9 protein-coding genes are annotated in these 12,865 nt (G+C 65.5%); 4 read left to right on the top strand and 5 right to left on the bottom strand.

Going from position 1 to position 12,865, the window contains the following annotated elements; genetic code table 11:
* The first annotated feature begins 223 nt into the window (after positions 1-223).
* Positions 224-2,011, top strand: a complete 1,788-nt coding sequence (locus tag CH262_RS02655) for an AMP-dependent synthetase/ligase (RefSeq protein ID WP_179274897.1) — start codon at positions 224-226, stop codon at positions 2,009-2,011.
* A gap of 74 nt (positions 2,012-2,085) precedes the next feature.
* Here CH262_RS02655 and CH262_RS02650 read toward each other — a convergent pair whose 3' ends face one another.
* Complete coding sequence (locus CH262_RS02650; protein WP_094716804.1) at positions 2,086-2,703, bottom strand: alpha/beta hydrolase; 618 nt, start codon at positions 2,701-2,703, stop codon at positions 2,086-2,088.
* A gap of 81 nt (positions 2,704-2,784) precedes the next feature.
* Here CH262_RS02650 and CH262_RS02645 point away from each other — a divergent pair, with 81 nt between their 5' ends.
* Complete coding sequence (locus CH262_RS02645; protein ID WP_094716803.1) at positions 2,785-6,234, top strand: TM0106 family RecB-like putative nuclease; 3,450 nt, start codon at positions 2,785-2,787, stop codon at positions 6,232-6,234.
* Here CH262_RS02645 and CH262_RS02640 read toward each other — a convergent pair.
* On the bottom strand, positions 6,204-7,418 hold the full coding sequence (locus CH262_RS02640) for an alanine racemase (RefSeq protein WP_094716802.1): 1,215 nt from the start codon (positions 7,416-7,418) through the stop codon (positions 6,204-6,206). The genes CH262_RS02645 and CH262_RS02640 overlap by 31 nt on opposite strands.
* Positions 7,419-7,501: 83 nt before the next feature.
* Entirely contained in the window at positions 7,502-8,143 is a 642-nt protein-coding gene (locus CH262_RS02635) for a TetR/AcrR family transcriptional regulator (protein WP_027498003.1), read from the bottom strand.
* Positions 8,144-8,218: 75 nt separating this feature from the next.
* Between CH262_RS02635 and CH262_RS02630 the strand changes: the two genes are divergently transcribed.
* Positions 8,219-9,532, top strand: coding sequence for a D-arabinono-1,4-lactone oxidase (locus CH262_RS02630; protein ID WP_094716801.1), 1,314 nt, complete (start codon positions 8,219-8,221; stop codon positions 9,530-9,532).
* 61 nt (positions 9,533-9,593) lie between these two features.
* Complete coding sequence (locus tag CH262_RS02625) at positions 9,594-11,081, top strand: molybdopterin-dependent oxidoreductase (protein ID WP_094716824.1); 1,488 nt, start codon at positions 9,594-9,596, stop codon at positions 11,079-11,081.
* Position 11,082: 1 nt separating this feature from the next.
* Here the strand turns inward: CH262_RS02625 and CH262_RS02620 are convergent, their stop codons facing one another.
* Complete coding sequence (locus CH262_RS02620; RefSeq protein ID WP_094716800.1) at positions 11,083-12,024, bottom strand: adenosine deaminase; 942 nt, start codon at positions 12,022-12,024, stop codon at positions 11,083-11,085.
* A gap of 10 nt (positions 12,025-12,034) precedes the next feature.
* The gene (locus CH262_RS02615; protein ID WP_094716823.1) at positions 12,035-12,826 is read right to left on the bottom strand and encodes an enoyl-CoA hydratase/isomerase family protein; all 792 of its coding nucleotides are present in this window, start codon (positions 12,824-12,826) and stop codon (positions 12,035-12,037) included.
* Between the last annotated feature and the right edge of the window lie 39 nt (positions 12,827-12,865).

The following is a 12,865-nucleotide window of genomic DNA, read 5'->3' as shown; positions in this document are numbered from 1 at the left end:
GGTGACGAAAACAGCGGCGGTGGACGGCAGGTCCGAGCGTTCTCACGACGGCAACCCGACGGAGATGCACGACCGGACACCGTTATGTTGTACCCCGAGTCACACTCAACTCCACTCGAAACGACGGAAAATCGACAAACCGGACAACCTCGGTGGTGCGTTACGGACTCGGGTGTGATGAAATGCACAACTACCACGCTATTTATCCGTAAGGGGTCCAGCAGTGCGCGAATATTCTGTGCCGGCGTCATTCACCATTCCCGACGACGCATCCATGGCCGACACCGTCTTCCGGTACGAGAAGGAAGCACCGAATCTCGTCCCGTTCCAGCGCCTGGTGAACGGGACCTGGACCGACGTCACCGCAGGTCAGTTCGCCAAAGAGGTCACCGCGGTGGCCAAGGGTCTGATCGCGTCGGGCATCGAACTGGGCGACCGCGTCGCCATTCTCAGCGCGACTCGCTACGAGTGGGTCGTCCTGGACTACGCCATCTGGACCGCGGGCGGATGCACCGTCGCGATCTACGAGACCTCGTCGCCCGATCAGGCGCAGTGGATCCTCGAGGACTCCGCGACCAAGCTGCTGATCGTCGAGACCGCGTCTCACGTCTCGAACCTGAAGGACGTCACCGACGGAGCCGCCGACCTGCGTGAGGTACTCCAGATCGACGGCGGTGCCATCGACGAGCTGACCACCCGCGGCGCAGGAGTCAGCGACGAGGACGTCCATACCCGTCGACACCAGGTCACTGCCGCCTCCCCCGCGACACTGATCTACACCTCGGGCACCACCGGCCGCCCCAAGGGTGTGCAGCTGACACACGCGAACTTCTACGCCGAGGTCCAGGCCACCCAGATCGCGCTGCACGACTCCATGCGCGAGGGCAACCGCACCTTGATGTTCCTGCCGATGGCGCACGTGTTCGCCCGCGCGGTGTCGTTCGGCTCGTTCGAGTCGAAGGTGACCGTGGGCCACACCTCGGACGTATCGACCCTGGTGGATCAGTTCGCCGTCTTCAAGCCGAACTTCATTCTGTCGGTGCCGCGCGTGTTCGAGAAGGTCTACAACTCGGCCAAGCAGAAGGCACACGACGGCGGCAAGGGCAGCATCTTCGACAAGGCCGCCGCGACGGCCATCGAGTGGAGCGAGGCCCAGGAGAAGGGCGGCGCAGGCCTGGTCCTCAATCTCAAGCACACCGTCTTCGACAAGCTCGTCTACTCCAAGTTGCGGGCAGCACTCGGCGGCAACTGCGATCGTGCGGTCTCGGGCGGCGGCCCCCTCGGCGCTCGCCTCGGCCACTTCTTCCGCGGCGCAGGGGTACCGGTCTACGAGGGCTACGGACTGACCGAGACCAGTGCGGCCGTCACCGTCAACACCACCAAGGAACAGCGCGTCGGCACCGTCGGCAAGCCCATCGACGGCCACGCGGTCAAGGTCGCCGAAGACGGCGAACTGCTGCTCAAGGGGCCGGTGGTGTTCAGCGGCTACTGGCACAACGAGAAGGCCACCGCCGAAGCGATCGTCGACGGCTGGTTCCACACCGGCGACCTCGGCTCGATCGACCAGGAAGGCTTCGTCTCGATCACCGGCCGCAAGAAGGAAATCATCGTCACCGCAGGCGGCAAGAACGTCGCCCCTGCGGTACTCGAGGACGCGCTGCGCGCCAACGCGATCATCAGCCAGTGCCTCGTCGTCGGTGACGCCAAGCCGTTCATCGGTGCGCTCATCACCCTCGACCCCGAAGCAATGCCGGGCTGGCTCGAACGCCACAACCTCGCTGCCGACATCCCGTTCTCGGAGCTGTCGAAGAACGCCGACCTCGTCGCCGAAATCGACAAGGCCGTGGCCGAGGCCAACAAGAAGGTCTCCAACCCCGAGCAGATCAAGAAGTACACGATCCTCGAGAACGACTTCACCGTCGAGACCGGCGAGCTGACTCCGACGATGAAGCTCAAGCGCAACATCATCCACACCGAACGTGGCAGCGACATCGAGGCCATCTACTCGTAGATCTCCCAGCACGAGTGCCGAAGGGCCCGACGCGAGCAATCGCGTCGGGCCCTTCGTCGTACAGCATGTGATCGTCAGTGCATGTGAGTGTCGAGGAATTCGGCGACCACCGTGGTCACGGCCTGATGAATCTTTTCGTGCAGCAGATCGTGTCCGCCGTCCTCGAACTCGCGCAGGCTCGCCTGCGGAACGCGCTCGATCCATTCACGCACGGCGTCGACCGGTGCCAGACGATCGTCGACCCCGTGCACGGCCAGCAACGGGATGACGTTGTCGGACAGGTCGTCGGCAGAACCGGTCACGGACTTGGGCGTGCCGCACAGGATTGCGCATCGGACGGCCTCGGGATGCGCACCCAGCGCTGCGATGGCCGTCGCGGCACCGAGCGAGTGGCCCATCAGAGCGAACGACAGCTCGGGGTGCTCGGCCTCGGCGATGTCGATCAACTGCAGCGCGTTCTGGGCCAGACCGGGGATCTGTGCTGCGTCGGTCAGTTCACCCTCGGTCAGGCCGTGCCCCACGTGATCGACAGCCCACACGTCCACCCCGCGCTCGTTCAGCAGCCGCGCGAAGCGGTGGTAGTGGGCGCTGTTCTGGCCGAGACCGTGCAGGAAAACGAGACCGAATCGAGCGTCGGCGACGGTCCAGGTTCGATAGTGGACAGCACCGGTGGCTCCGTCGAAAAAAGGCATTGGATCATTTTGCCTGTTCCCGCCGGCTTCCGCGCGCAACGTGACCGGTGCCGCTGTCGTGGGTCGCTAGGGTGGACGCTTGTGTTCCTCCTCGGCGATCAGGTCGTCTACAGCGCCAGCGACCTCGCCGCGGCGGCGTCCTGCGAATTCGGCCTGCTCCGACGACTCGACGCTGTCTCCGGCCTGATCCCCCGACAGAGCGTCGCAGCCGATCCGATGCTCGACCGCACGTCCACACTCGGATTCGAGCACGAACGACGCCAACTCGACGCGTTCGAGCAGCGCTTTCCCGGTGGCGTCCTGACCATGGACCGACCGGGCCGCACCGCACAGGAACTGGCGGACGCGGCGTGGGCGACCTTCACCGCCCTGACCTCCCGCATGCCGGTGCTCTACCAGGCCACCTTCTTCGACGGACGGTTTCTCGGTTTCTGCGACTTCTTGGTTGCCGACGGTTCTCGTTACACCGTCTACGACACGAAACTGTCGAGACACGCGAAGGTGCCGGCGCTGCTGCAGTTGGCCGCGTACGCAGACGCGCTGCAGGCCGGGGGTATCACTCCGAGCGAGCAGGTCCATCTGATGCTCGGCGACGGCAGCGACTCCGCGCACGCACTGGCCGACATTCTCCCGGTCTACCGGCAGTCGCGAGCACACCTGCAGCACATTCTCGACGAGCACCACGCCGAGGGCACCGTCGTCGAGTGGTTCGATCCGCGGTATTCGGGATGCGGGCAGTGCGATGCCTGCACCGCCGAGGTGGAGCAGCATCGCGATCTGGTGCTCGTCGCCGGCATGCGCGGCAGCACCAGGGACCGCCTACTGGACGCAGGTATTTCATCGATCGACGAGCTCGCCGAGTCGAGTACCCCGGTGGACGGCATGTCCTCCCGGACACTGGAGAACCTGCGGTCGCAGGCGGCCTTGCAGGTACGCCAAGAGCGCAGCGGGGCAGCCGAATTCGAGATCTTCGACGCCGAGGCACTGGGGGTCATTCCCGAGCCCGACGACGGGGACATCTTCTTCGACTTCGAGGGAGATCCGCTGTACGCGGAATCCGGTTCGTCCGACTGGGGTCTCGAGTACCTGTTCGGCGTCTACACCGCGGACGGCGACTTCCTGCCGTTCTGGGCGCACGACCGTGCGCAGGAACGTCGTGCGCTCATCGACTTCCTCGACTATGTCGCCGCCCGCCGAGCCCAGTATCCGAAGATGCACGTGTATCACTATGCGCCGTACGAGAAGACGGCTCTGCTGCGGCTGGCCGGACGGTACGGAGTGGGCGAGGACGCCGTCGACGATCTGCTGCGGGAGAACGTTCTCGTGGATCTCTACCCCGTCGTGCGGTCGGCTGTTCGGATCGGTGCCCGCTCGTACAGCATCAAGAAACTCGAACCGCTGTACATGCCCGCGGCCCGTGACGGAGACGTCACCGACGCGGCGGCGTCGATCGTCGAATATGCGCACTGGTGCGAACTGCGCGATCGAGGCAAGGACGCCGAGGCGGCAGCTCTACTCGCCGACATTGCCGAGTACAACCGCACCGACTGCGAATCGACACTGCGACTGCGTGATTGGTTGCTCGATCGGGCATCGGACGCTGGGGTGGCACCGCGGTCCCCGCAGCAGCTGGACCTCGAGGAGGTCGTCGACCGCACCGCGACCCCGCTCGAACTCGAACTGGCCGAGCACGCCGGACTGCCGTGGGATCGCACGCCGACGCAGCACGCGCTCGGATTGTTCGCCGGTGCCATCGGATATCACCGACGAGAGAACAAGCCGTTCTGGTGGGGCCACTACGACCGCCTGACCCATCCGCTCGACGAATGGGCCGACGCCGCGGACGTATTGAAGGTCGAGCGCGCCGAGCTGGTGCACGACTGGATGAAAACTGCACCCGGACAACGGGTGCTGCGTCGTCAGGTCAAACTGGTCGGGCACCTGAGCAACGGCGTGCTGTCCGGCTCGAAGGTGAAGCTGCTGTACGAGAACCCGGCGCCGGAGGGGTTGACGAAGCAGCAACCGACGCATCGGGCCACCACATCGGTCGAGATCGTGCAGACCGGGTACGAGGGAACCCTGGATGTGGTTGTCGTACAAGAGAATCTACGCAAGGGCGTGGAGGAGTACACCGATTTCCCGGTTGCCACCGCGCCCGAGCCGCCGCCGAACACCAAGCATCTCGAGCAGGCGATCGTCTCCGTCGCGACCGAGGTTCTCGGCGGGTTGCCGGAACTACCACGTACGGCTGTCGCCGATCTGCTGACGCGCTCGACGCCCCGAACTCGTTCCGGCGCCGGCCTTCCCGTGGTCCACGACAACGACTACGCACATGCGATCACGGCCGCGCTGCTCGATCTCGACAATTCGTACGTCGCGGTGCAGGGCCCGCCCGGCACCGGGAAGACCTACACGGCGGCGCGCGTCATCGAACACCTGGTGAACACACAGCATTGGCGGATCGGGGTGGTCGGCCAGTCGCATCACGTGGTGAACAACCTGCTCGACACCATCGTCGGTGCCGGGGTCGACGCCTCGAAAGTGGGCAAGAAGGCCCCGACCGCGCACACCGTCGTGGACATCGCCGGATACTCGCACTTCGTCACCGAGGCCGACGAGGGCTGCGTCATCGGCGGCACCGCTTGGGATTTCTCCAACCCCGGCCGAATTCCACCCGGCTCCCTCGATCTACTCGTCGTCGACGAGGCCGGTCAGTTCTCCCTCGCCAACACCATCGCGGTCTCGGTATCGGCGCGCAATCTGCTGCTTCTCGGCGACCCGGCGCAGCTCCCCCAGGTCAGTCAGGGCACCCACCCCGAGCCCGTCGACGAATCGGCCCTGGGATGGCTGACGACCGGGCACGCTACCCTGCCCGCCGACCGCGGCTACTTCCTGGCGACGACGTGGCGGATGCATCCGGATCTGTGCGCGCCGGTGTCGACGCTGTCGTACGAGGGCAAGCTCGAATCGAACAAGGATGTGACACAGTCACGTTCGCTGTCGGGTCTGGAACCGGGCCTGCACGTCGTCCTTCTGGACCACCACGGCAATTCCACCGACTCGATCGAGGAAGCCGACGAGATCGTCACGCGCGTCCGGTCGTTGCTCGGTCGGCCGTGGGTGGACCCCGCACACGGCACCGACCCGCGCCCGATGCAGCAGTCCGACTTTCTGGTGGTCGCGGCCTACAACGCACAGGTTGCCGTCATCGTCGCGCAACTCGCAGCCGCCGGGCTCGACGAGGTGTCGGTGGGGACCGTCGACAAATTCCAGGGCCGTCAGGCACCGGTGGTCCTCATCTCCATGGCAGCGTCGGCCATCGAGGACGTGCCCCGCGGAATGGGATTCCTGTTGTCGCGCAACAGACTCAACGTCGCCATCTCCCGCGGTCAGTGGGCCGCGATCCTGGTGCGCTCGCGCGCGCTGACCCATTATCTGCCGTCGACCCCGGACGGACTCGTCACGCTCGGCACGTTCATGCGGCTGTGCGAGAACGCACGTCAGCCGAACGCCATACCCTCGCCGCGGTAGGTGGGAACGGCGTCGACCGATCCGTCGGAATGCACCAGCGACAGAGTGTCGAACCGCTCGCACAACTCCCCGGCCTTGGCGTGGCGGAACCAGATTCGATCGCCGATGCGCACCTCCTCGGCGCCGATCACCGGGGTCTGCACCTCCCCCGCGCCCTCGTTGCGCAGCAGTTTCAGGCCCGACGTGACAACGCCCGCTGCCCTCCTGGACCAGCCGACCGGTCGGGGTGATCGCGACCAGGACGCCGGGCCCGACGCGATGTAGCCGCCGCCGAACGCGGTGGCGATCCGCGCAGTCGGCTTGCGCACCACCGGCAGTGCGAAGAACAGCGAGGGTTCTGCCGAGAAGGCGCGATACCGATCGAACAGGGTCGGCGCGAACAGACCCGAGCCCGCGGTGACCTCGGTGACAGCCGGATCCGCGGCAGAGAAATCGATCGACCCGGTACCACCGCTGTTGACGATCTCGAGCGGCCCGATCGCCGCGGTCACGGCGTCCACCACTGCTGTTCTCCGCGCACCGATCTCACGAGACGACAGCGACTTCATCAGCTCGACAGCGACGTTGGCGTCGGGAACACCGGCGATCTGCGCCTCGTAGAACATCAACCCCACCACCCGGAACCCCCGCGCGCGAGCCTGACGGGCGAACTGCGCCACCTGCTCCGGATCCCGAAGCGGAGAGCGCCTGACCCCGATGTGCAGCGGCCCCACCCGCAACGAAGCGTCCACGTCGATACAGACGCGGGGCTTGAGCAGGTCGCTCCGAGCGGCGTCTCGGACGAGGTCCAGTTGCGCGACGTCGTCGACCATCAACGTGATGCGCCCCGACAGCACGCGGTCGTTGACCACCTCGGCGAGCGCCGTTCGATCGACTGTCGGGTACCCCATCAGAATGTCGTCGACGCCGGCCCGCGCCAACCAGATCGCTTCGCGCAGCGAATAGGCCATCACTCCGGATACGCCCTGCGCCGCGAGGACCCGATTCAACACGGCTCGGCACCGCACCGACTTGCTGGCGATCCTGATCGGTACACCGTTCGCGCGGGCGCGCAGTGCTGCAGCATTGGCATCGAGAGCTGTCAGATCGACTGCTGCCGAAGGAGATTCGAGACCCTCGGTGGCTGCGGCAATGCGGGACAGCGGGGTCGTAGCGGTGGTGGTGTCACCGGCGATCGAACTCATTCGGCACATTCCTTCGTCGTCGTTGCCGGGCCGACACAGTCAAACACTCCGCAGCCGAGAAGTCCCGTCGAGCGGTTTTCCACTCAGCGATCTTCTGCCTTCGCGGCGATCAACCCGGACAGGTCGTCGATCTGGGCCAACACTTCGAGATCGTCGCCGTCGACCAACCACCGCAGCACCAAACCGTCGAGAGTCGCCATCCCGAAGCGGGCGATCGACTCCACCGGTTCGAGCCACCGCGTGCCGGTGTGGTCGGAACAATTCTCGAAGAACAGCTGCGCCTCGGAATCCCGGATTCGATACTGCCCGCTGGCGATCTCGGCGGCCGTGGCCGAACCCAGTGCGCGATGCCGCAACAGATACGTCTTGATCTCGTACGCCAACAGCTGCCGACCGTGCGATTTCTCGATCAGCAGCCACACCGCGCTCAGCCCGCTGTGCACCAGCTCGCGCAGCCCCCGAACACCGGGTAGTTCGTGTGTTCCGACCGCGCTGTCCAACGCGGCGTGCAGTATCTCGGTGACGTCGACGATGAGGTGCTCGCCCATCGCGATCACCAGATCCTGCTTGGTCTCGAAGTGGTATTGCACGATGCCTTTGGTGACGTCGGCATATTCCGACAGCGCCCGAACGGTGAGCGACTCGATACCGACCCGCTCGGCGACGTCGATTGCCGACTGCACCAGTTGTGCGCGGCGCACGTCGGCGGGCAGCCTCGATTGCATGACCCGATACTAGGTCGCGGTCGACATCTGTGCCTTGGATTGCCCCAGGGGAGCGCGCTGCGAGATAGTGATTCGATGATCGAGCGGTCGTGGCAGAACTGGGCGGGCAATCAACATGCATTCCCGGCGCGTCGAGCCGAGCCCTCGTCGGTCGAGGAGCTGCGTGCGATTCTGCGCGATGCCGCCGAACGCTCTCTGCCGGTGCGCTGCGTCGGGGCAGGGCATTCCTTCACTCCCATTGCCGTCACCGACGGTATCCAGATCGTCTTGGACGCGCTGAGCGGTATCGAATCCGTCGAACGCGACGACGACGGATCTGCTCAGGTGACGGTGCTGGCCGGCACTCGACTCCGGGAGTTGTCGGCGCGGTTGTGGGAGCTCGGTCTGGCGATGACCAATCTGGGCGACATCGACGAGCAGTCCGTCGCCGGGGCCATCTCGACGGGCACTCACGGAACCGGTGCCGGATTCGGCGGCATCGCCACCCAGGTGCACGCGCTGGAGCTGATGACCGCAGACGGACAGTCGGTGCAGTGCTCCCGAGACGAGAACACCGAACTGTTCGACGCGGCCCGCATCGGTCTCGGCGCTCTCGGCGTCATCACGCGTGTGACGGTGAACTGCGTCGCGGCGTTCGCGCTGCAGGCCGTCGAGACGCCGTCGACGCTGACGGCGACGCTGCGTGATCTCGATGCCACCGTCGCCGGCGTCGACCATTTCGAGTTCTATTGGTTTCCGCACACCGATCGTGTGCTCACCAAACGCAACACCCGCCTGCCCGGTGACACCGATCTGCGTCCGCTGGGCAAGGTGCGCTCGTATCTCGACGACGAACTGCTGTCCAACACGGTCTTCGAGGGCCTCAACCGAGTGGTGACGCGGGTGCCTGCGTTGATTCCCAGGGTGAACGCGGTCTCGGCCCGAGCACTGTCGGCTCGCGAGTACACCGACCGCTCGTACCGGGTGTTCGCGTCGTCGCGGACGGTCAAGTTCGTCGAGATGGAATACGCCGTGCCCGTCTCCGAGATCGCCTGGGTGCTGCGCGAGGTGGATCGCTGGCTCGAGCGTTCGGCAATCTCCATCGCGTTCCCGGTCGAGGTGCGGTTCGCGGCCGCCGACGACATCTGGCTGTCCACGGCATCCGGGCGGCCGACGGCGTACATCGCCGTGCACCAGTACCACCGGCGTGATCATCGCGAGTACTTCGACGCTGTCGAAGCCATCTGCCGCAGCGTCGGAGGTCGACCACACTGGGGCAAACTGCACTCTCTCGGCAGCGCCGAGCTGCGCGATTCCTACGAGCACTTCGACGACTTCCTCCGCATCCGCGGTTCCCTGGACCCGATGCAGCTGTTCCGCAACGACTACCTGGACCACCTGCTGTCGTGAGCGGTATCTCGTACCCTGCTACGAAATACCGCGCACGACGAGTTCGCTTACATTGGACTCGGTGAGCACAGGAAAACGCGCGCTGTCCGGCATCATCGCCGCCGGAGTCGTCCTCGGCGTCGGCGAATTGATCGCCGTCCCCATCGGACCGAACTCGTCACCACTGACCGCCGTCGGATCCTCGGCCGTCGACAACAGTCCGGCGCCGGTCCGTGAATGGGCCATCGACACGTTCGGCACCTCCGACAAGCTCGCCCTGTTCATCGGTATGGCCGTGGTCATCGGTGCTATCGCCGCCGCGGCAGGAATCGCTCGCAAACCGATCGGGGCCACGGTGTTCGCCGCCCTGGGCGTAATCGGCGTCCTCGCCGCGGTGACCCGACCCGACGCGACGGTGTTCTATGCAGTCCCGACCATCGGCGGCGTCATCGTCGGCATCGTCGTGCTGCACGCCCTCATCGGATCCGCCACCCCGGCGACCGACGGAATGAACCGACGCAGTTTTCTGACCCTCGCCGCCGGTGCCGCAGTACTCGGAGTCGTCGCAGGGACGGCCGGACGAATGCTCACCTCGGCGCGAGCGGTCACCGCCGATCGACTCGGCTTCATGCTCCCGACCCCGACGCCGCAAACGCCGATACCGGCGGGGGCGGACCTGAAGATCGACGGCCTCGCGTCGTACATCACCCCGAACGAGGACTTCTACCGCATCGACACCGCGTTGGTCGTGCCACGCGTGGCGTCGGATACATGGTCGCTGCGGATCCACGGCATGGTGGACCGCGAGATCGAGTTGACGTTCGCCGATCTGGCGCAGCGTCAGGCGGTGGAGAAAACAGTCACGTTGACGTGCGTGTCCAACATCGTCGGCGGCGACCTCGTCGGCAACGCGACGTGGATCGGCTACCCACTGAAGGACATCCTCGAAGAAGCGGGCATCTCCCCCGACGCCGACATGGCCCTGTCGTCCAGCAGCGACGCCTTCACCGCAGGCACTCCCCTCGAGGTGCTGCTCGACGGCCGGGACGCACTGTTGGCCGTCGGGATGAACGGCGCCCCGCTACCCGTGGAGCACGGTTACCCGGCCCGACTGGTCGTGCCCGGACTGTACGGATACGTCTCGGCCACCAAGTGGGTCACCGACATCGAAATCACCCGATTCGACAAGGTGACGGCGTACTGGACCGACCGCGGCTGGGGCGTACTCGGTCCGATCAAGACCGCTGCCCGCATCGACACTCCGCGGTCGGGCAGCTCCGTATCCGCGGGTAAGACCGTGTTCGCGGGCGTCGCCTGGGATCAGCACACCGGCATCGAAGCCGTCGAAGTACAAGTGGACGAGGGCAATTGGATGCCGGCAACCCTGTCGGAGGAGTACTCCAAGGACACGTGGAGGCAGTGGATGATAGAGCTCGACCTGCCGGCGGGACAGCACGCGATCCGCGCCCGCGCTACCAACTCCGCCGGGGAGCTGCAGACCAACAAGACTGCAGACACCGTCCCCGACGGAGCAACCGGCTACCCGAAAATCTCGGTGACGGCGAACTGATTCAGGAACTCGCGAAGCTGGCGCGAACCGAGTTCTCCGCCAACTGTGTGCGCTCGTCCGCGGTCAGACCCATGCCCTCTTCCAGCGCGGAGAAGTTGTCGTCGACGTACCCGCCGAAGTATGCGGGGTCATCGGAATTGATCGACACCGACAACCCACGTTCGAGCATCTGCCGTAGCGGCAACTGCGCGACATTGTCGATCACCTTGAGCCGAACGTTGGACAACGGGCAGACGGTGAGCGGAATCTGTTCCTCGACAAGTCGATTCACCAGCGCCTCGTCTTCCAGGCATCGCACGCCGTGATCGATGCGCTCGACCTTCAGCAGATCCAATGCCTGCCAGATGTAGTCGGGCGGGCCTTCCTCACCGGCGTGGGCGACCACGTGCAGGCCCTCCGCGCGTGCCTTCGCGAACACGTCGACGAACAGCGACGGCGGGTAGCCGACCTCGGCGGAGTCGAGACCGAGACCGATGATCGGTGCCTTCATCGCCAACAGGTCGTCGAGCAATTGGTTGGCGTGCAGCACCGGCTTGTCTCGCAGGATCGACGCGATCAACCCGCTGGTGACGCCGAACTCGCGCTCACTGGTCGCGCAGGCGTCGGCCAATCCCTCGACGACGGCCTGGAGCGGTACACCGCGCTCGGTGTGCGCCTGTGGATCGAAGAAGATCTCCGCATGCGTCACCCCGGCCTGCGCGGTGCGGCGGAAGTACGCGCGCGCCAGATCGGCGAAGTCCTCGGCGGTGCGTAACACGGCCATGTTCGCGTAGTACAGATCGAGGAAGGACTGCAGGTCGGTGAACTCGTACTTCGCCTGCAGTTCGTCGATATCGTTGTACGGCAGCGTGATTGCGTTGCGCTCGGCGAGATCGAAGATCAGCGGCGGTTCGAGCGACCCTTCGATGTGCAGGTGCAGTTCGGCCAGTTGATCATTACTCACTCATACGATTCTACTTGCCGGTGTACGTCGCCTTACCAGGGCCGACCTCGAGGAAGCTCGTCACCGCACCGCGCAGATCCTCGGTCTCGAACAATGCGCCCGACACCTCCGACGTGATGTCGTCCGCGTGCGCCACACCGCCCGAACGCCACGCCGCCACAATCTGTTTCGTGGCCGCATGGGCGACGGTAGGGCCGTCGGCCAGTCGATGTGTCAACGCGAGCGCCGCGGCATCGACGTCGTCGTGGATCTGGTTGACCACGCCCCACTCCTTCAACGTCTGGGCGTCGTAGAGATCTCCGGTCATGACGAATTCACGTGCCCGACCCGACCCGGCCCGCTCGGCCAGACGCTGCGGTCCGCCCATCGACGGCGTCAACCCGACGACGGTCTCGACCAAACCGAACTTGGCCTTGGGTCCGGCGAGAACGATGTCGCAGGCCAGCGAGATCTCGAACGCCGCGGTCAGCGTCAAACCGTGCGCGGCGTAGATCACCGGACACGGCAACGCCTCGAGCGGGTGAATGATGCCGGCGAACAACCCACGCCACAGATCGGCACCCTCGGCCGCGGACAATCCCTCGAACACGTGCACGTCGACGCCCGCCGAGTTGACCTTGCCCTCGGCACGCAGCAGAAGCGCACGTGGCGGGTTCGCGGCCAAATCGGCAACGTTCGCGGCCACCGCGTCGAACATGGCCTGATCGAACAGATTGAGGGGGCCGTGATCGAAGGTCAGGACAGCGACCTCGGCGCCGGCCGCAGTGGTCGATCGGACGAGCGAGGTAGGTGCGTCAGCCATGCCTCGCATAGTGCCATACGCGTTCCGGGGCGTAGTTAC

Origin of the sequence: Rhodococcus sp. 05-2255-1e (genome assembly GCF_002259025.1) — a bacterium.
GTDB lineage: Bacteria > Actinomycetota > Actinomycetes > Mycobacteriales > Mycobacteriaceae > Rhodococcoides > Rhodococcoides fascians.
The sequence above is the reverse complement of the archived record's forward strand: the minus strand, read 5'-3'. Positions and strand labels throughout refer to the sequence as shown.